The sequence below is a fragment of the Bacillus sp. A260 genome, from assembly GCF_009861435.1.
In the GTDB taxonomy this organism is placed as follows: Bacteria; Bacillota; Bacilli; order Bacillales; family Bacillaceae_G; genus Bacillus_A; species Bacillus_A cereus.
Map to the genome: position 1 here is coordinate 1,358,076 of NZ_CP046398.1, position 19,448 is coordinate 1,377,523.

Below are 19,448 nucleotides of genomic sequence, written 5' to 3' on the forward strand. Positions count from 1 at the left end.
CGTCTTTTTTTATGTTGATGAATGTAATAGACGATTATACGCTTTATAGGCTGTGGTGACTGCGAGGAATGAACCGATTAAAAATAAAACTGAGCCGCCAAATGTAAATATCCGGCCAATATACGTTTCTCTAGCTTCTTCTATTTTTTGTTGTAATTGCGTATTCATATGGATCACCTCGTAAACTATAGGCATTTAGTTATAGTCTATGTAGAATGCCTATAGTGTGTGAAGTGTAAATGAAAAACCTCGGTAGGCACCGAGGTTTTTTATAATCCGATATAAGGAGATGGGTCAACTGCGTTTGTCTTGCCGACATTCCATTCTCCAAGATGAAGTTCGAAGTGTAAATGTTGTCCGTATGATTGGCCCGTATTCCCCATAAATCCAAGCTGATCGCCTTGTTTTACAGTTTGTCCATTCGATACAGAACGACTATTCATATGAGCATATACTGTCGTATATGTTTTTCCGTTTATACGGTGAGATAAATACACTACGTTTCCGTAACTAGATGATAATTCTGAGCGAATAACAACGCCATCTGCAGCAGCGATAATTGGAACCGTTCCCGAAGCAGCGATGTCAATTCCTTTATGGTTATCTAAAGAACGTACACCAAATCCGGAAGTTTTTGATCCAGCTGCTGGTTTGATAAAACCACCGATATTTGTATCATGTGGTGTTGGGGCCGCTTGAGCAGATTTAGTAGCTTGTTGTTTGCGAGCCTCTTCTGCCTGGCGGGCTTCTTCCGCTTTACGAGCTTCTTCCGCCCGTTTTTCTTCTTCAATTGCTTTTTGAACAGCTTGACGTTGATTTTCTAAAATGCCCTTGGATTCTTCTAATCCTTCAATCTCTGAATCTACTTTTGCTACTTTCGTATGTAGATCGTTAATAAGAGTTTGTTGCTGCTGTTGGTTATTTTGTAATTCTTGTTGTTTTTGTTCTAGTTTTTGTTCAGAGTCTTTCAGTTGTTGTTCTTTTTTCTCAACAGCCTCTTTTTCTGTCGTTACAGCATTTTGATCAGATGTTTGTTTTTTTACAATATCTGTATCGTTGTTTAATATTAAACTTACGGAGTACATATTATCAACAAGATCAGCAATGTTTGTAGAGTTTGTTAATACTTCTGTAATGATATTTGTACGCGGTTTTTCTTGCATAGATTGTAATCGTTGTTTAATAACTTCCTGACGTGTATCTATGTTTGTTTGTAATTGTTCTATATGTTTCTTTTTGTCAGTAATTACTTGTTGTGTTTTGCTAATTTCTTTTTTTGTATCGTTTAATTCAGTCTCATTTTTATTAATGGAAGTAGTTAATTCATCGATTTTCTTCTGTAATTCTTGAATTTCTTTTTCTATTTGTTCTTTCTCGACTGATTTATTTTGTAAGTCACTTTGTTTGCCTTCTAATTCAGATTGAATGTTAGATAATTTATCTTGATTCGTTTCAGCGTATACGGGTGAAAGTAACGGGGAAGCAAAAATCGTTCCTGCTGCTAAAACACTAAACGCTGCAAATTTCTTTTTCATTGTTGTCTGACTCCTTTCCCTATGAATGTTATATATCATAAGAAGAAGGGTGTCTATCGTTGTAATCATAATGTAAAGAAAATTTTATAAAATTGCTAAGTTTTGTCGGAATTTATCATTTTTCAACTGTAATTGTCATAGTGCTTACATTTTATTCATATGTGTAAAAAAAAGGTATATTTTGGAATTTTCCTGTAAAATGAAGGAGGAAAGTACTCGTTTTTATGAGGTGAAATATTACTTGGAAAGCTAATAAAACACTAGTGAGGAATCGTTCTCATGTGAGGTTTTCTGACATGGGTCTACTTTTTGTCAAGAAAATTATTTGCGTTCGGGCAAAGTTATTTTGTTGTCAGATTTAAATTTTTGATTTATGATTTTTAACAGGGACAAAATGTAGTGAATTGTCGAATAATATGTAATACTCTTAATTTCTTAGTTTTATAGAGATAGAATGAGAGATAGAGTGACACATCGAAGAGGGGGTTACAACAAATATGAAAAGAATAGGACTAGCATGGCAAATATTAATAGGACTTGCGCTTGGTATTGCGGTTGGGGCGATTTTCTTTGGCAATCCAGCAGTGGTGAGTTATTTACAACCAATTGGTGATATTTTCATCCGATTAATTAAAATGATCGTTGTGCCAATTGTTGTAGCAAGTATTGTTGTTGGGGTTGCTGGTGTTGGCGATGTTAAAAAATTAGGTCGACTAGGCGGAAAAACAATTATTTACTTTGAAATCATTACAACAATTGCAATTATTGTCGGTCTATTAATAGCGAATATTTTCCAACCAGGAAAAGGCGTAAATATGGAGCAGTTAACAAAGACAGATATTTCGAAATATACACATACGACAGAGCAAGTACAAAGTCATTCATTTGCAGATACATTTGTAAATATTGTTCCAACGAACATTATGAAGTCGTTAGCTGACGGAGATATGCTAGCTATTATCTTCTTCTCTGTACTATTTGGTTTAGGTGTAGCAGCAATTGGTGAAAGAGGAAGACCAGTTCTTCAATTTTTCCAAGGTGTGGCTGACGCAATGTTTTACGTAACAAACCAAGTTATGAAATTTGCACCATTTGGTGTATTTGCACTAATTGGTGTTACAGTTTCTACATTTGGTCTTGCTTCATTAATTCCATTAGGGAAATTACTAATTGTCGTATATGGAGCAATGATTTTCTTCGTCGTAGTTGTCTTAGGACTTACAGCGAAAATATTTGGAATTAACATTTTCCAATTCTTTAAGATTTTAAAAGACGAGCTGATCTTAGCGTATTCTACAGCAAGCTCAGAAACAGTTTTACCAAAAATCATGGAGAAAATGGAGAAATTCGGTTGTCCGAAAGCAATTACATCTTTCGTTATTCCGACAGGTTACTCATTTAACTTAGATGGATCAACTTTATATCAAGCAATTGCGGCTATTTTCTTAGCGCAAATGTACGGTATTGATTTATCTATTACACAACAAATTACATTGTTGCTTGTATTAATGGTTACATCAAAAGGGATCGCAGGTGTACCGGGCGTATCATTCGTTGTATTATTAGCGACACTTGGTACAGTAGGTATTCCACCTGAAGGCTTAGCGTTCATTGCTGGTATTGACCGTATTTTAGATATGGCTCGTACAGCAGTTAACGTTGTAGGAAACTCTTTAGCAGCTGTAGTTATGTCTAAGTGGGAAGGTCAATATGACGCTGAAAAAGGACAAGCTTATTTAAAAGAGATTTCTGAAAAGGGTCAAGCGGCTTAATTATAATATGAACAAGCTCTCACATAATATGTGGGAGCTTTTCTGTATATAGAAGAGGAGCAGACATAATGAAACGAAAATATGGTGACGGTTCTTCGTGGAAGAGACTAATAGAAAAGAGTTATACGGTTAAGCAAGTGGAAGAGGGAATGCTCGGAATACTGGATATAAAAAAGGTGAGAGAGCCTAGTTGTAAAGAATATGATGGTGAAGAACTTTGTATTGCAGCAGATCAGTATACGTGGATTCAATATTTCATAGACGGGAAAAACTTTGCGATTACCGCTATGTTAGATGATCAGAAAAAATTAGTGCAATATTATATCGATGTGGCGAAAGAATATAAAATAGACGATCGTGGTTTACCGTATTTTGATGATTTATATTTAGATGTAGTATTATTATCTAGCGGTAAGGTGTATGTATTAGATGAAGAGGAGCTAGAGGATGCTTATAAAAGTGGTGATGTCACGAAGGAAGAGTATGAGCTAGCTTGGCACACTACGAAATGGATATTAGCAACAATAAAAAATAGTGAATTTTATTGGATTTCAATATTGGAAGAAGAAATCGAAAAGTTAAAATGATTGTTGTATTCAAATTTTTGTATAATTACCAAAAAAATCTATACAAAAAATAATTGACTTTTGTTTTGTAAGCGAGTAAAGTTAGGGAAGAAATTATTATTAAAAAATAAATATGAAACCTTCTTATAAAGAGAGGCGGAGGGACTGGCCCTACGATGCCTCGGCAGCGGACTCGATTTCAGAGTGCTGTGCCAAATCCAGCAAGCGTGTGCTTGAAAGATGAGAAGAGTGTTTCTTATAGATGTATAAGACCTCTTCTCATCGGAAGAGGTCTTTTGTTATTTATTAGAAAAAGGTTGAAACTAGGGAGAGATGGTACTTTGAAAGAAACGAGAGGAAATGGTTTAGCTTTATTACCACTTGGGATATTTTTGGCGCTATTTATTGGTTCTGGAATTATTACAGGTGATTTCTATAAATTGCCGATACTTGTAGCGATTTCAATTGCTGTAGGGGTCGCTTTAGTGATGAATCGTAAAGAAAGTTTTAATGTGAAAGTAGAGCGGTTCGCTAAAGGTGCAGGAAATCCGGATATTATGATTATGGTATTAATTTTTGTGCTTGCAGGTGCGTTTTCTGAAACTGCTAAAGGAATGGGCGGAGTAGACTCAACTGTTAATTTAGCGTTAACTATTTTACCGCCAGGATTTATCGTAGCTGGAATCTTTGTTATTGGTGCATTTATTTCATTAGCGATGGGAACTTCAATGGGAACAATTGCAGCATTAGCGCCGATTGCTGTAGGTATTAGTGGTCAAACTGATATCTCAATTGCGCTTGCAATGGCTACTGTTGTTGGCGGAGCGATGTTTGGTGATAATTTATCATTTATTTCAGATACAACAATCGCAGCTGTTCGTTCACAAGGAACAGAAATGAAAGATAAGTTTAAAACGAACTTTTTAATTGTGTTACCAGCGGCTATTATTACAATTGTACTATTAGTAATAGTTACTTCAGGAAGTGACACGCAGATTAAAGCACATAGCTTTGATTGGATAAAGATTTTACCGTACGCAGGAGTACTTATTACAGCGCTACTTGGCTGGAATGTACTTATTGTATTAACTGGTGGAACTGTACTATCTGGTGTTATCGGCCTTATAGATGGAAGTTACACGTTAGAAAGTTTCTTTAAAAGTGTAACGACTGGAATGGGCGGTATGATGGAGTTAGTATTACTTGCTATATTAATTGGCGGTATGGTTGAATTAATCCAATATAATGGTGGTATTCAATATTTAATGAATGTATTAACACGTAATATTCGTTCGAAAAAAGGAGCGGAATTTGGTATTGCTGGTTTAGTGAGTATGACGAATATGTGTACAGCGAATAATACGATTTCAATTATCTTTACAGGCCCGCTTGCAAAAAATATTGCAGATCAATATGAAATAGACCCTCGTAAATCAGCGAGTGTATTAGATCTTTTCTCATGTTGTGTGCAAGGATTAATTCCGTACGGTGCCCAAATGTTAACGGCAGCAGGATTTGCAGCGTTATCTCCGGTTGAATTGTTGCCATATGCATTTTATCCAATCTTAGTTGGAGTATGTGGTATTGTTTCTATTTTAATTGGGTTTCCAAGGTTTTCGAAAGTAGCTGAGAAAAAAGAGTATCATAAAACAGCTTAATTTAATATGAATGTTAGTAATTAAAAAACGTGCAGAGAATAGACTCTGCACGTTTTTTTGCGTAAAGGGCTGAATATGACTCGGTCTTAAGTCTGAGTTAAAAACGGTTCTTAAGCTCGTTATGGAAAGATGAAAAAATAGTTAAGATAAGAGTATCAAATCGAAGGGAGGCAAGCACAAGATGAAACAATTTCTAGCGTTTATCGCAGCCGGTATTTTGGCTTTAATTGCTCTTGGTAGTCTTGCTGGTATTGTAGGATTCGCAATCGGAGCAGGAGTTGTATATTGGAGCTATAAATCATTTGTGCGAGCTAAATCATTTTTTGGAAAGTTAGCTTGGGGTATTGTGGGTTTAATCGGTTTATCCATTGCACTTTCTCATTCGCCAGCATTAATCGGTATCGCTGCTTTAGTGGTTTTATACTACGGATACCGTGAGTGGAAAAAAGAAAAAGATGTAGTTGTTGAATCTGCTCCAGAAAGTTCTAAACCATATAGTAACTTTGAAGATGAGTGGAACAAATTAATGAAAAATTAAAACAATAAATCAAATTATAAATAAAGTAGAAGAGAGGAAGATTTATAATGAAACAATCTTTATTCGGACGTGTACGCGATGCAATTTTAGCTGATTTTCATAACGTGTTAGATGAGAAGGAAAGAAAAAATCCAATTGCGATGTTAAACCAATATTTACGTGATAGTGAGCGTGAAATAACAAAAATTGAGAAGTTAATTGAGCGTCATAAAACATTAAAATCTAATTTTGCTCGTGAGCTTGAGCAAGCACGTTATTTCGTTAATAAAAGATCAAAGCAAGCTATCATTGCTCAAGAAGCAGACGAATTACAATTGCACGAACGTGCGTTAGAAGAGGTAGCTTATTATGAAGGGCAAGTAACTCGATTAGAAGAAATGTATGCAGGTGTTGTAGAGCAAATTGATGAGTTAGAGCGTCGTCTTTCTGAAATGAAAAATAAATTAAAAGAAATGCACGCAAAGCGCATGGAACTAATGGCACGTGAAAATATGGCACATGCAAATCGTCGTATGAATACTGCGATGCATAAAATGGATGAAAATAATCCGTTCTTACGATTTGAAGAGATTGAAGATCATATTCGTGACTTAGAAACTCGTATGAATGAAGAGCATGAGCGTGACACGTTTGATATGAAAATTGCAAAACTTGAGCGTGAAATGAAAGAAAAGAATGATGTATCGTTAACGAAAGAGTTAACAAAATAATAGTAGTATATTATAAAACAGGCTTATGATATAGTGATAGGAGAAAAGGTGTTGGAAAGCAATGCCTTTTCTTCTATGTATATGTGACAAGAAGGGGGGAGCTGAAATGAAGAAACATTTTTCAAAGACACAATTAATGGGGATGCTCCTCATCATATTTGGATTCGGTCTTTTTCTTGATATGATACTTGGACATTTTGAACCAGGTGGTCTCATTTTTGCATTTATTATGCTTATGTTTGGAAGGCATTATCGTAAAAAGAATCGTTATGTACGGGGAAATGTATTTTTATTTGTTGGTGGTATCGTATTTTTATTTTTCTTATTTTCATCAGCAGCATTTGTTCTTGTCGTATTTGCTTGTTTAGCTTTAATTGGTTATCAATTGATTCAACAAGGGCATCAGCAAAAAGCAATGAAGGTTGAAATTAAAGAAAAAGGGATTATAGACGAAGAGAAGCAAATATATCGTACAGAAACATATTTGAAAAATATGTTTGTAGGCAATGTACGAATGATGGATCATATTTATGAACTTGAGGATATTAATGTTCAATATGGTGCTTGTGATGTGGAAATAGATTTAACAACTGCTATGATTCCAGAAGGGGAAACGGTAATTGTTATTCGGGGTGTCGTTGGTAATATTCGTTTATATGTGCCATATGATATTGAACTTTCTTTAAATCATTCTGTTATTGTCGGACGTGTGCTCTTGCCAGGTCATGAAGAGACAGGGTTTAACCGCAATGTTACATTTAGAACAGAGCAGTATAAAGAGGCTCCTCGTCGTATTAAAATTATTTCTTCGCTTGTCGTAGGCGACACGGAAGTGAGGAAAGTATAATGAAGAAACAAAAAAATATTTCGTGGATGTATATTCGTTATTCTATGTTGTCCTCTGTTAGTATCGCACTCATTTGTACAATTGTATATGTATGGAAAAGCGAGCAACAAGTGTATGATTTATTATGGAAGGAATCCATCGCTTCTGTTCCAATTGGCTTGTTTATTATGACTACAAGTTTACTTATCGGGGGAATTGTAGGATATGCAATCGGTTATTATATAGAGCAGCGTATACAAGGATTAAATACTTTTCTATTTGAAGTAGAGCGAGGGAATTTTCCGAGCGATGTTTCGTTTACTGCAGATGATGAATTTCATGAAGTGGAACGAAAAGTAATCGTTCTGGCTCGTCGATTAGAGGAGCAAGCTGGACTCTTTCAAAAAGTAACGAATGAACGAGCTCATTGGAATGAAGAGATGAGACAAGAAGCGATTTCTCAAGAAAGGCATCGTTTAGCAAGGGAGTTGCATGATTCAGTAAGTCAGCAGCTTTTCGCAATGTCGATGATGATGTCAGCGATTAATGAACAAATAACTGAATTTCCAGAGGTGACAAAAAAACAATTGCAACTTGTTGAAAATATGGTTGTAAATGCTCAATCAGAAATGAGAGCATTGCTCCTTCATTTACGTCCTGTACAATTGGAAGGTAAGAAACTGACAGAAGGTATAGAGGAATTATTAACGGAATTATCGCGAAAACAACATATGAAAATTGAATGGCTTATTGAGCCAATAGAATTAAAAAAAGGTGTAGAAGATCATTTATTCCGTATTGTGCAAGAAGCGCTATCAAACACGTTGCGACACGCGAAGGCAAAGAAAACAGAAGTGCGCCTTCGAAAAATTGATCAATATGCGATTTTAAAAATCATTGATGACGGCGTTGGGTTTGAAGTAGGGGTTAATAAGGCTGGTTCATATGGCCTAAGATCGATGCAAGAGCGTGTTCATGAAATTGGTGGGACACTTAAGGTACTTAGTTTCCCGGCCAAAGGTACACAAATAGAAGTAAAAGTACCGATTATGATTGAGAGAGGGGGAGAAGCATGATAAAAGTATTGCTTGTCGATGATCATGAAATGGTTCGTATGGGTGTATCGGCATATTTATCTACACAGCCAGATATTGAAGTAGTAGGGGAAGCTGAGAATGGAAGAAAAGGATCAGAATTAGCATTGCAATTAAGGCCGGATATTATTTTAATGGACCTTGTTATGGATGAGATGGATGGTGTCGAAGCAACACGTGCTATTATTCAAGAATGGCCAGAAGCAAAAATTGTAGTTGTAACAAGCTTTTTAGATGACGAAAAATTGTATCCTGTTATTGAGGCTGGGGCGACCAGTTACTTATTAAAAACATCAAGAGCAAGTGATATTGCTGATGCTGTACGAGCTACTTATGATGGAGAAACAGTATTAGAGCCGAAAGTTACCGGGAAAATGATGTCCCGTATGCGTCAAAAGAAAGAGCAACCTTTGCATGATGATTTAACGGAAAGAGAGTTTGAGATTTTGTTATTAATTGCAGAGGGAAAAAGTAATCAAGAGATTGCGGACGAGTTATTTATTGCACTGAAAACGGTAAAGACACATGTGAGTAATATATTAAATAAATTGAATGTAAGTGACCGTACTCAGGCGGTTATTTATGCATTTAGGCATCAATTAACGAAGTGATAAAGTGAAACTTTAATCAGTGGGGAGGTTGTTCCTCTCCCACTGATTATCAGCCCTCACCAATCGGGCTTTTACGGGCAGTTAATGCGAAGCTTTAATTGGAGGGGAATTCCTCGCTGATTATTGGCTCGATACAATATAGATTTGGCATTAAAACAATTGAATGTTTTTATTGACGATAAATAATGTAAGCGTTATCATTGAGGTGTTAACAGTACATATAAAGGGGAGAATGTATATGTTAGTTCAAACTATATTCGGAATGGATAAGTCTAAAAAATTAGGGGATTATGTGAACGCATTACAAGCGCTTTGTGAACAATATAATGTTGAAACAGATAAAATTGCGATTATTGAGGCAACAGAGGAATACTATTTATTTTTAGTAAAGCAAGAAGAGCGCTATGATGTTGTCAAGGTAGAAACAGTTGATACAAATATTGAATATTATACGAAGGCTTATAAAATAAGCAGTTTTAATCATGCTGCGTATCAAATGTAAAAAAACTCCCTTTTGGGAGTTTTTTTAGGAGGCTTTTACTTCGTGAGATTCGGTTACTAATGGAACTTTTTTCGTACCGCTTAACCTAGCCGTTGCAAGACCAATAAGACCTCCTACTAATGCTGGTATTAGCCAGCCGATTCCTTCATTATATAAAGGGATAAATTCAAAATATGGTGTGATAAATGAAACTGAAATACCACCTTGTTTTAATCCATCAAATACGCTCACTACAGCTGCTCCAATTAAAGCACCTACATAAACAGAGCGATATCCACCGAAGTATTTATGAAGTAATGATAGTAGTACGAGTACAATCGCAATTGGATACACAACAAGTAGAATTGGAACAGAGATTGCGATAATTTTCGTTAAACCTAAGTTGGCAACTAGTAATCCTAATGCGCAAATGATACTCGCGAACGTTTTGTATGAAAATGTAGTCAATAATGTTGAAAAATATTGGCTGCACGCAGATACGAGTCCAACGCATGTCGTTAAACAAGCGAGTGTAACGATAAGAGATAATAGGAGCAAACCGTATGGACCGAATAATTGTTGTACGATAACAGTAAGTAGCTGTCCGCCATTTTTTGCATATCCGAGCGAGACGCTAGTTGCCCCAAGCCAGCCGAGTGCACCGTATACAAGTACGAGCCCTGTAGCGGCAATAAGCCCTGCTTTTGCTGTGGCGATGGCAATGGACTTACGATCATTCACACCTTTAGAGCGAATTGCATTTACAACGATAATTCCGAATGCAAGTGCTGAAATAGTGTCCATTGTTAAGTAGCCTTCCATAAAGCCTTTGAAGATTGGAGAAGTTTGATACTCTTGCATCGCTGGTCCTGATTGCCCAAGTGGTGTAAATACACTTTTAACAAATAATAAGAAAATAGAGAGTAATAAAATAGGTGTTAATACATTCCCAATACGATCAACAAGTTTAGATGGATTCAAACTCAGCCAAAATACGATAGTAAAGAAGATGATTGTATATACAAATAGCACTAGGCTGCTAGAGCGGATTGTTTCTGGCAAGAAAGAACTAACCCCCATTTCATAAGCGACATTTGCAACACGTGGGATGCCCATGGATGGACCGATGGCAATGTATACAACTACTGTAAAGAAAATTCCGAATAATGGATGGGCATGACTTGCAAGTTGCTGCATTCCATTTCCTGATAGAGAAATTGCGATAACAGTAAGTAGTGGTAAGCCAACTCCTGTTAGTAAAAATCCAATCATTGCTGGCCAAAAGTTTTCACCTGCGTTTTGCCCAAGCATGGGAGGGAAAATTAAATTACCTGCCCCAAAAAATAAAGAAAATAGCATAAGACCCGTGAAAAAAATATGTTTTTTTGATACAGTGTTCATTGTTTTTCCTCCTTTTTCATTCATTTGTAAGAACACAAAAAACTCGTCCCTAAAGAAAGGGACGAGTTATATTTACCCGCGATACCACCCTAATTTACACATGTAGAAATAAATCTATATGTATACGGCTTTGCAACGTACAACATGATACGTGTTCCTTGTAACGGGGGACGGCCGGTAAGAACTTACTGTAACATTCGGTTCTACTTCTCGGAGATGATTTTCGGTTACGCACTGAACGTTGGCTTTCAGCAAATCGCCAACTCTCTGGGGAACAGTTCTATAACGTACTCGTTCTCGTCAATGAATTTTTATTCAAGTATTCTGACAGTATTGTTGCATGTTTTTTTTAGAAAGTCAATATGTTTTTTGGAAGATATATTTATATATGGAAATATCGAAAGTGATATTCGTTGTTGCAAAAGGAATAATGAATTGTAAAATAGGAGTAAAAATTTGCGGAGAATTGTAAAATTTATAGAGAAAGTTGATATTTATAGGAGTAAAGAAGGGATTGTTTGAATTTACAGAGAATAATACAACAATCCACTTGCTGGAAAGAACAAACCAAAAGAGGTGACTGAAATGCTTGCGATGGGAGTATTATTTGGCATTATTGCTATAATTGGTTTTATGTGGTTATATTATTCGCGTTCGTTTAAACAAGCAGAAGTTTTACTCTTTCAAAAAGGTAGTTTATTGACAAATCAGTCTAGATATTTAGTATGTCCGAAGTGTGGAAGTGCACAGGCCAGAAGTGGAGGATATCAAGAGTGTTGCAAAATTAGATTATGAAAGAAAGGAAGCCTCACATTATTTTGTGAGGCTTCCTTCCTTACAACTTCATGGCGCTCCAAATTGTCCATCGATCTCTTTCAATAATAGGAGAGACGTTTTGTAATGCGGTCTGTATATGTTGTAGAAGTTGAGAAAGTTCATCATCTGTTAACTCATATAGAATGGATCGACCTGTTCGAGGAGATAAATCTTGCAATAATGCTTCTACAGAATCATGTATTTTTCGTATTTCCCATTGTGTTTGTGCGGGAAGTACATGAAGAGAATGTTTTTGTAATTCTGTCTGTATAGTGTTGGTTTTTGGACGTCTTTTTGACTCTATTTCAATAAGTTTTGGAAATAGAGAGAAAAAATATCCGCGAATGTGTTCGGGACTTCCTGGAATTGTACAATCTTCAATTGTTCGATCTTGTAAAATAAGTACACCGTTTTTATTTAATATACGAGAAGCTTCACGTAAAAATGTAGGAATGTCTTGTAAATGATGAATAACTGCACGCGAAATAACTATGTCGAATGTTTCATTAGGGTATGGGATATTATGTGCATCACCGTGGATGAATGAAATGTTTGAAAAGTTGTTACAATTTTCTTTTGCAGCTTGTAATATTTCTTTTGAAAAATCAAGTCCCACAACATTTTTGGCTCCCATAAGAGCGAGTTCTTTCGTATAAATCCCACCACCACAGCCGATATCAATTATTTGCTTGTTTTGTATTTCTGTAATGTTTTTTACCATTTCAGCCCAAGAAATATGAGCGTTTCTTGTTGCATATGTGTACTTATTATTTTCATCATGAAAATTAATGGACATGATAAAGACCTCCTTTCAATGATTAGTATAGCGTATTTAATAGGATGTCACGTTTTTGTTTTATGTATGAAGATTATAAGGATTTCTTATCGTAAGAGGAGGATTAATTTGAAAGGGAAATATGTATTGGTGTTGTTGTTTGTTATGTTACTAGCAGCTTGTGGTCAAGTTGAGCCGAAAAAAGAAACAAAAAAAGTAGAAGAGACGGTGAATGAAGTGAAAGAAACAATAGGGGTAACCGTTATACAAAAAAAACATAAAGAGAAAAAGTTGCAGGAATCAGAAGCGAAGTTAGTAATAGACATTTTGAATAAAGCTGAGAAACAAGAAATAACAGGAAGCTTCGGTGAACCTGAATATGAAATACAAATTAGTAGAGATGGGAAAAAAGAAACTTATTATGCATGGTTAAGAGGAGAAGATAGACGAGGATGGGTGCAATATAAGAAAGCTATGTATATGTTGCATGAAAAAGATACGGAAAAGCTTTTGGATATATTTCCAAATGTCTCAGAACAAAAAGAAGATGAGATGCAGGTAAGCCCTTTAACAGAAGTAACAAAAAAAGATTTACAGATTACCGCATTTCATATTAAAACAGGCGATCAAAACGTGAATTATACGGTACGGTATACGATTTCACAATCACTATACAATAAGTTAGTGAAGGAGCAAGAATATTATTTGCAACTCAATTTTCCAGAAAAAGTTCAAAAATTAATTGGAGCAAAAGAGAGTGAAATAATTTTAGGTGAAAAAGTAAAGGAAGGGTATAAGCAATATGAATTGCATGCTACTGTTCTGATAAAAAGCGCTTCACAATCACAATTAAAATCATTAGAAACATATTACGAAAATTATGATTTGAAAATATTAAACAGTGAAAAAGAAAAAATAGGTGTGTTTCAAAATATAATTCAGATTGTTAAAGATTATGGTGAAAAAATGAATTTTCAAAGATAAAGTGAGCCTTTAATTAGCCCTTACGGATTGGAATGAATGTAAACTCGTCAAATCTATATGGCCTTTCCTAGGAAATGATAATAGAGAGGGGAAAGCACCCCTCTCTATTACTTTGCTTTTGCAGATGGCTCATTCATTGATTTTCGTGTAATAAGAAAAGAAATCATAAGAGCGGAAAGGATGACAAGGGCAATAAATACGTGATTGGGCAACAAATCTAATAATAATACGTAACTAACGGTATAAAAAATAAGAGTTGAAGCTAAAAACGATAGAGCACCTATTATAAGAGATTGTAAATTCATTTGTGTACACCTCCTTTTATTTATATTTTTGGCTGAAAATGGATTATATAAACATTATTTCTAACAATAGAAAAAAATATGTCATAATAGAGAAAAGAACAAGCTTTGATGAATGAATATGATTCATTAATGAGAGATAAAGGAGAGGAATATGAAAAATAATAAAAAAGGATTATGGGGAATTATTGTTGCGGTAGGTCTATTTTTACTGTCTAAGTTAAAGTGGGTATTTGCAATTTTTAAATTAGCAAAGTTTTCAACGGTATTTAGTATGTTTCTATCGCTTGGCGCATACGCAGTTCTATATGGTTGGAAATTTGGAGTAGCGCTCATTTATTTGTTGTTTGTTCATGAAATGGGCCATTTATGGGCTGCGAAAAGAAAGGGGATCCCGACATCGCCAGCAATCTTTATTCCATTTATGGGGGCCCTTATTGGAATGAAAGAGATGCCGAAAAATGCGAAAGATGAAGCTTACATTGCCTATATGGGGCCGCTTTTCGGACTTCTGTCATTTTTACCGGCGATACCGCTTTATATAATGACGAAAGAGCCATTTTGGGCGCTTGTTATTTTGCTTGGAAGTATGATTAATTTCTTTAATTTAATTCCCGTTTCGCCGCTAGATGGTGGGAGAATTATTTCAGTTGTCAGTACTAAAATTTGGGGAGCAGGCCTTATTTTATTACTTGGCTATTCAATTTACTTTAAAAGTATTTTGGGAGGATTTATTGTTATTATCGGTTGTATGGAGTTATATAGAGTAATAAAGAGAGATGAGCCGATTAAGGAATTAGGGCATAAAATTGATGGGATGAAGGAATATATTACTAGGCTTGAAGAGGAATTAAAAGAAACGGGTGCTGTACATCGGACTATATACGTGATGCATCATGAGATGAATGCATTAAGACAAAGAGAACGGGAAAAAGAGTTACAAATAGGTGAACTTCAAAAAATGGAAGTGTTAGAGTATCTTTTACCGAAGTTCGAACCGTTAGATTATGTTCCATATGAAGATGAAAAAGATGAGTATACAATTCACATAAGGGAAGCATTTGAAGCGTCAGAAAGAAAATTAAATGAATGGAAAACAGAAAAGGAACAACAAGAAAACTATTATAAAGTGGATGCGAAAACGAAATGGACAGTATTTGCTTGTTATATCGGATTAATGATTATACTCGGTTACACAGCTTATGAAGGATATATTGTTTTACAAGAACATTTGCCAACGAGAAATGTATAGAAAAATATTGTCGAAATGATAGGAAGAATTAATACAGGAATTATATTTCTACGAGAGAATGTTACAAGTATAGTCATACGTTGTAATATTTTTAGTAGAGAAGGAGTTCTGTGTATGAAGAAATTGTTAAATGTATTAGGTATTATTATCGTGATGATCATTGCGAGTTATAGTCTTATGAAAGTGCTGTTACATTATGCGAATAAGCCTGCTGAGGTAAATACAATAGCTCAAATAGAAGATGTGCAAGAAGAGACAAAAGTGCTAGATTTTATTCGAATGACACATGAAAGCTATAATAATTTCTTAAATTATGGTAAAGCAGAGAATTATACAGACGGGGATTGGAATCAATTTAAGCAATGGTTTCAACAACAAGAACAATCTTTAAAAAATATACATACGGAAATAAAGAATGAAAAAATAAAACGCGATGTAAATAGAAGCTATGAAATTGTAAAAAAAGGTGTGGAACTTCAAAATATTGAGTATGTAGTGTATGCCCACCGTGTATATCATGACTTGGATATTATCGTAAATAAATATAGAGGTGAAACGAATATCTGGGGGTATACGGAGTTTGGCGATGGGAAAGATATAAAAGTAATCGAACAAGCTATACAAACAAAATAATAAGCTAGCTAGAATTCTAGTTAGCTTATTTTCTTTTGTAAATGCAATGTTCATATATTATTCACAAAAACACCGTGTTAATAGTGATTAAAATCACAATCTGCATTATAAGATTCAGTTAAACTAAAAACAGTTAAGGAAATAGAGGAGTGGGATACAATGTTAAGTGCAAAAACAATTGAAATCGTAAAGTCAACAGTACCATTATTACAAGAAAAAGGTGTTGAAATTACAACGAGATTCTATCAAATTTTATTTTCGGAACATCCGGAATTGTTGAATATTTTCAACCATACGAATCAGAAAAAGGGAAGACAACAACAAGCGTTAGCGAATGCTGTTTATGCAGCTGCAACGTACATTGATAATTTAGAAGCAATTATTCCAGTTGTAAAACAAATTGGTCATAAGCATAGAAGTTTAGGGATTAAAGCTGAGCATTATCCGATTGTAGGTACATGTTTACTACGTGCCATTAAAGAGGTCGCAGGTGCACCTGATGAAGTTTTAAATGCATGGGGAGAAGCATATGGTGTAATTGCTGATGCATTCATTAGCATTGAAGCAGAGATGTATGAAGAAGCTGCACATAAAGAAGGTGGATGGAAAGACTTCCGCAACTTTGTGATTGTAAAAAAAGTGAAGGAAAGCGATGTTATTACGTCATTTTATTTGAAACCTGAAGATGGAGGGAAAGTTTCTTCATTCATCCCAGGTCAATATGTAACGATTCAAATCAATATTGAAGGTGAGACATATACACATAATCGTCAATACAGTTTATCCGATGCTCCTGGGAAAGAATATTATCGTATTAGTGTAAAAAAAGAAAAAGGTGTAGATACACCAGACGGTAAAGTGTCTAATTACTTACATGGACATGTAAAAGAAGGAGATGTTTTACCAGTAAGTGCACCAGCGGGAGATTTCGTGTTAAATATGGATTCAACATTACCAGTTGTACTAATTAGTGGTGGAGTAGGGATTACACCGATGATGAGTATGTTAAATACGTTAATTGAACAAGATTCAAAACGTAATGTATATTTTGTTCATGCAGCAATAAATAGTAATACACATGCAATGAAAGAACACGTTAAGGCAGTAGAAAATGAATATGAACAAGTTAAAGCATATACTTGTTATTCTGCACCGACTGAAAAAGATTTAGAAATGAAGAACTTTGATAAAGAAGGTTTCATTGAAAGTGAATGGTTAAAAACTATTATTCCGACAACTGAAGCAGAGTTCTATTTCTGTGGTCCAGTAGCATTTATGAAGCATATAAATGCTGCACTAACTGATTTAAGTGTGAAACAAGAGCATATTCATTATGAATTTTTCGGCCCAGCAACAAGCTTACAATAAGCAAAAAAACGAGGTATTTATTTTACCTCGTTTTTTATTTGTTCTCGTAATAAACGGTTTACTGTTTCACGGCGTATACCTATCAGTTGGCCAATTTCGGTTTGTGTTAATATTTCATATATAGGAATGTCACCTAAATATAGGGTGAACCATTCTTGTAAACGATGAAGACGTTCTTTCGGGGAGACGGTTGTCAATTGATCAATTCGTTGTTGCATCATTCTTAATTTAGATTGCAATTGCATAGCAATGTTAGCATACGATTCGGGATTTGCTTGAAGTCTCTCATACCATTCACTACTAGTGATCGGTTCCACTTCTGTTTTTATTAAAGCGATAGCTGTACCGTGATATTCTTTCGGTGAAATTAAAGAATGATGAGGTATCGTTTCACCTGGAACGATAATGTTGAATAAAAATGGTGTTCCGTTTTCTTCTAGCCGAACTACTTTTAATAAGCCTGTTTTTATAAAGTATAAAGGACCGTCCTCGCCTTGACGGAATAGTACATCTCCTTTGTGTAGAATCAATGTTAGCCCCCCATTAATATGTTTCTATTTCTTCTATTTTAGCGTATATGTATATAGACAATATGCTATTTCAACAGCAATTTCATTGACGAAATGTATGCTATTACAGTAGTATACTATTTAGTGTGTAATAGTACTAGCAATGAATACGCTGTAGGGGGTTTAGTATATTGTTAGATGCGATGAGAATGACGGATATGAGAATTCCGGCGAATGCTATCATTCATGTAGAAGAGATGAAAGGTGGAGTCGTTTTATCCGTTGAAGTAGACGGCCAAATTATTTATACGATGGCTTATGATGAAGAAACAGATAGTTATGCTGAATTATATGATCGAAAGGATAAGAGGGCGTGCCAAGTACATGAAGACTTCATGGGATGGTCACTTCTTCACTAAAAAAGATGTCAATATGACATCTTTTTTTATTAAATCGATAGAATATACAAAGAAATGAAATATAAGGATAAAATTTGTAATAATTGATTTTGCATTGTTAGCACTCTGTAACTGCAAGTGAACTATTTTTTCGCTATCATAAAGATAACAGTCGCAGTTATAGGAGTGGTCAACTTGAAGAAAGTACATATTTCAAATTATATGTTATTATGTGTTTGTTTAATTTTATTTGTTCTCCTCGGAGGATTTTTATATTCATGTGTATAAGAAAAACGCATTCTAAAAAGAATACGTTATAAAAGGGAAATAATGATTAATCTAGTTCCAAGAATAATTAACGTAATACGCAATAAATTAATTACGGCGTTACCACTTAGTTTTGTATTAATGTAAGCCCCGATTTTTCCGCCAATCCATGCACCCGGAATCAGGATTAATGCATAAATCCAGCTGACATTTCCAAGTGAGATGTGAGTTGCAGAACTTACAATTGCTGATAGAAATACGATGAACATTGAAGTTGCTACTGCAATATGTGCTGGGAATGCAAAAAGAAGCATCATTGCTGGAACAAGTAAGGCACCGCCACCAATTCCAAATAATCCAGATATAAACCCAACTATAAAAGCGATAAAGATAGCAAGAAACGGTGGGAATTGGTAGTGTACAGTATTTCCATCATTATCTGTAAAAGAACGCTTAATTACAGACGTATTTGAGAGGGAAAGAGGTTTTAATTTGTCTCGAAGCATAAGTAGAATTGAGACGAATATAAGGAAAATCCCAAAGTATAAAGAAAATGTGTCTTGGTTTAAAAATTTATTTGCCCATGATCCGATAATACCACCAGGGCCGCTTCCGATAAATAAAATAAGTCCACTTTTATAATCTACTCGCTTATGCTTCATGTAAGTAAGGGTGGAAGATAGTCCTGTGAAAACGACTGTTACCATAGAAGTCCCTACTGCAAGTTGTGGTGATAAACTGTGTAATCCAATTAATAACGGAACAATAATAATTCCGCCTCCAAGCCCAACTAGGCTGCCGACTGTTCCGGCGATTAGTCCGATGAAAAGTAACATGATGTATTCCAAAATTGCCAACTCCTCTAAATAACTTATCCATCAATTATTATACACGCTTTTTAATGAGAAATAGGCTTGTTCACAAAAAAGTCGTCTTCCTAGAAAAATAAGGA

Annotated in this window: 22 protein-coding genes, 1 riboswitch and 1 other annotated feature; of the genes, 15 read left to right on the top strand and 7 right to left on the bottom strand. The window is 35.0% G+C overall.

Annotated elements, in window-relative coordinates:
* Nucleotides 1-9: 9 nt before the first annotated feature.
* On the bottom strand, nucleotides 10-168 hold the full coding sequence (locus GD442_RS27685; protein WP_001096001.1) for a hypothetical protein: 159 nt from the start codon (nucleotides 166-168) through the stop codon (nucleotides 10-12).
* Nucleotides 169-269: 101 nt separating this feature from the next.
* A complete protein-coding gene (locus GD442_RS06975; RefSeq protein WP_000726086.1) occupies nucleotides 270-1,535 on the bottom strand; it encodes a murein hydrolase activator EnvC family protein in 1,266 nt (421 codons plus the stop codon).
* A 497-nt stretch (nucleotides 1,536-2,032) separates the two neighbouring features.
* Between GD442_RS06975 and gltP the strand changes: the two genes are divergently transcribed.
* The 9 genes from gltP (at nucleotide 2,033) to GD442_RS07020 (ending at nucleotide 9,812) form a co-directional block, all read left to right on the top strand.
* Nucleotides 2,033-3,307, top strand: coding sequence for a glutamate/aspartate:proton symporter GltP (gene gltP / locus GD442_RS06980; protein WP_000821134.1), 1,275 nt, complete (start codon nucleotides 2,033-2,035; stop codon nucleotides 3,305-3,307).
* Between the two features lie 68 nt (nucleotides 3,308-3,375).
* Nucleotides 3,376-3,894 carry a ribonuclease FAU-1 family protein gene (locus GD442_RS06985; protein WP_000824664.1) on the top strand — a complete coding sequence of 173 codons (519 nt, stop codon included), beginning with the start codon at nucleotides 3,376-3,378 and terminating at the stop codon, nucleotides 3,892-3,894.
* A gap of 120 nt (nucleotides 3,895-4,014) precedes the next feature.
* Nucleotides 4,015-4,120, top strand: a riboswitch (SAM riboswitch).
* Between the two features lie 94 nt (nucleotides 4,121-4,214).
* The gene (locus GD442_RS06990; RefSeq protein ID WP_000665496.1) at nucleotides 4,215-5,531 is read left to right on the top strand and encodes a Na+/H+ antiporter NhaC family protein; all 1,317 of its coding nucleotides are present in this window, start codon (nucleotides 4,215-4,217) and stop codon (nucleotides 5,529-5,531) included.
* A 181-nt stretch (nucleotides 5,532-5,712) separates the two neighbouring features.
* On the top strand, nucleotides 5,713-6,069 hold the full coding sequence (locus GD442_RS06995) for a lmo0954 family membrane protein (RefSeq protein ID WP_000808640.1): 357 nt from the start codon (nucleotides 5,713-5,715) through the stop codon (nucleotides 6,067-6,069).
* Between the two features lie 47 nt (nucleotides 6,070-6,116).
* Nucleotides 6,117-6,779 carry a PspA/IM30 family protein gene (locus tag GD442_RS07000; RefSeq protein WP_000814124.1) on the top strand — a complete coding sequence of 221 codons (663 nt, stop codon included), beginning with the start codon at nucleotides 6,117-6,119 and terminating at the stop codon, nucleotides 6,777-6,779.
* 106 nt (nucleotides 6,780-6,885) lie between these two features.
* Nucleotides 6,886-7,626, top strand: coding sequence for a cell wall-active antibiotics response protein LiaF (gene liaF / locus GD442_RS07005; RefSeq protein WP_000716095.1), 741 nt, complete (start codon nucleotides 6,886-6,888; stop codon nucleotides 7,624-7,626).
* Nucleotides 7,626-8,681 (top strand): sensor histidine kinase, encoded by a 1,056-nt coding sequence (locus GD442_RS07010; protein WP_000744328.1) that lies wholly within the window; start codon nucleotides 7,626-7,628, stop codon nucleotides 8,679-8,681. Before liaF ends, GD442_RS07010 begins: the two co-directional genes overlap by 1 nt.
* On the top strand, nucleotides 8,678-9,310 hold the full coding sequence (locus tag GD442_RS07015; RefSeq protein WP_000598707.1) for a response regulator: 633 nt from the start codon (nucleotides 8,678-8,680) through the stop codon (nucleotides 9,308-9,310). The genes GD442_RS07010 and GD442_RS07015 overlap by 4 nt, the downstream gene beginning before the upstream one ends.
* Nucleotides 9,311-9,473: 163 nt before the next feature.
* Entirely contained in the window at nucleotides 9,474-9,812 is a 339-nt protein-coding gene (locus tag GD442_RS07020) for a DUF3922 domain-containing protein (protein ID WP_119683145.1), read from the top strand.
* A gap of 24 nt (nucleotides 9,813-9,836) precedes the next feature.
* On the opposite strand, the gene brnQ3 is transcribed toward GD442_RS07020, so the two are convergent.
* On the bottom strand, nucleotides 9,837-11,192 hold the full coding sequence (brnQ3, locus tag GD442_RS07025) for a branched-chain amino acid transport system II carrier protein BrnQ3 (protein ID WP_001099135.1): 1,356 nt from the start codon (nucleotides 11,190-11,192) through the stop codon (nucleotides 9,837-9,839).
* A gap of 54 nt (nucleotides 11,193-11,246) precedes the next feature.
* Nucleotides 11,247-11,505 (bottom strand) — a binding site (T-box leader).
* 272 nt (nucleotides 11,506-11,777) lie between these two features.
* Here brnQ3 and GD442_RS07030 point away from each other — a divergent pair.
* The gene (locus tag GD442_RS07030; RefSeq protein ID WP_000880630.1) at nucleotides 11,778-11,987 is read left to right on the top strand and encodes a hypothetical protein; all 210 of its coding nucleotides are present in this window, start codon (nucleotides 11,778-11,780) and stop codon (nucleotides 11,985-11,987) included.
* A gap of 40 nt (nucleotides 11,988-12,027) precedes the next feature.
* Here the strand turns inward: GD442_RS07030 and GD442_RS07035 are convergent, their stop codons facing one another.
* Nucleotides 12,028-12,804 (bottom strand): class I SAM-dependent methyltransferase, encoded by a 777-nt coding sequence (locus tag GD442_RS07035; protein WP_000026281.1) that lies wholly within the window; start codon nucleotides 12,802-12,804, stop codon nucleotides 12,028-12,030.
* 108 nt (nucleotides 12,805-12,912) lie between these two features.
* Between GD442_RS07035 and GD442_RS07040 the strand changes: the two genes are divergently transcribed.
* The gene (locus GD442_RS07040) at nucleotides 12,913-13,767 is read left to right on the top strand and encodes a YhfM domain-containing protein (protein WP_000677060.1); all 855 of its coding nucleotides are present in this window, start codon (nucleotides 12,913-12,915) and stop codon (nucleotides 13,765-13,767) included.
* 107 nt (nucleotides 13,768-13,874) lie between these two features.
* On the opposite strand, the gene GD442_RS07045 is transcribed toward GD442_RS07040, so the two are convergent.
* On the bottom strand, nucleotides 13,875-14,072 hold the full coding sequence (locus tag GD442_RS07045; protein ID WP_001053356.1) for a hypothetical protein: 198 nt from the start codon (nucleotides 14,070-14,072) through the stop codon (nucleotides 13,875-13,877).
* A 151-nt stretch (nucleotides 14,073-14,223) separates the two neighbouring features.
* Between GD442_RS07045 and GD442_RS07050 the strand changes: the two genes are divergently transcribed.
* The 3 genes from GD442_RS07050 to hmpA all read left to right on the top strand — a co-directional run bounded on the left by GD442_RS07050 (nucleotide 14,224) and on the right by hmpA (nucleotide 17,322).
* Nucleotides 14,224-15,321: a site-2 protease family protein gene (locus GD442_RS07050; protein ID WP_000794501.1), complete on the top strand. Its 1,098-nt coding sequence runs from the start codon at nucleotides 14,224-14,226 to the stop codon at nucleotides 15,319-15,321.
* A gap of 114 nt (nucleotides 15,322-15,435) precedes the next feature.
* Nucleotides 15,436-15,954: a hypothetical protein gene (locus GD442_RS07055; protein WP_000735227.1), complete on the top strand. Its 519-nt coding sequence runs from the start codon at nucleotides 15,436-15,438 to the stop codon at nucleotides 15,952-15,954.
* A 159-nt stretch (nucleotides 15,955-16,113) separates the two neighbouring features.
* Entirely contained in the window at nucleotides 16,114-17,322 is a 1,209-nt protein-coding gene (hmpA, locus tag GD442_RS07060) for an NO-inducible flavohemoprotein (protein ID WP_000947336.1), read from the top strand.
* Nucleotides 17,323-17,339: 17 nt separating this feature from the next.
* On the opposite strand, the gene GD442_RS07065 is transcribed toward hmpA, so the two are convergent.
* Nucleotides 17,340-17,852: a Crp/Fnr family transcriptional regulator gene (locus GD442_RS07065; RefSeq protein ID WP_000600589.1), complete on the bottom strand. Its 513-nt coding sequence runs from the start codon at nucleotides 17,850-17,852 to the stop codon at nucleotides 17,340-17,342.
* A 170-nt stretch (nucleotides 17,853-18,022) separates the two neighbouring features.
* On the opposite strand from GD442_RS07065, the gene GD442_RS07070 reads away from it, so the two are divergent.
* Nucleotides 18,023-18,250: a hypothetical protein gene (locus GD442_RS07070; protein ID WP_000883008.1), complete on the top strand. Its 228-nt coding sequence runs from the start codon at nucleotides 18,023-18,025 to the stop codon at nucleotides 18,248-18,250.
* Between the two features lie 293 nt (nucleotides 18,251-18,543).
* Here GD442_RS07070 and GD442_RS07075 read toward each other — a convergent pair whose 3' ends face one another.
* Entirely contained in the window at nucleotides 18,544-19,344 is an 801-nt protein-coding gene (locus GD442_RS07075) for a sulfite exporter TauE/SafE family protein (protein WP_000455762.1), read from the bottom strand.
* Nucleotides 19,345-19,448: the final 104 nt, after the last annotated feature.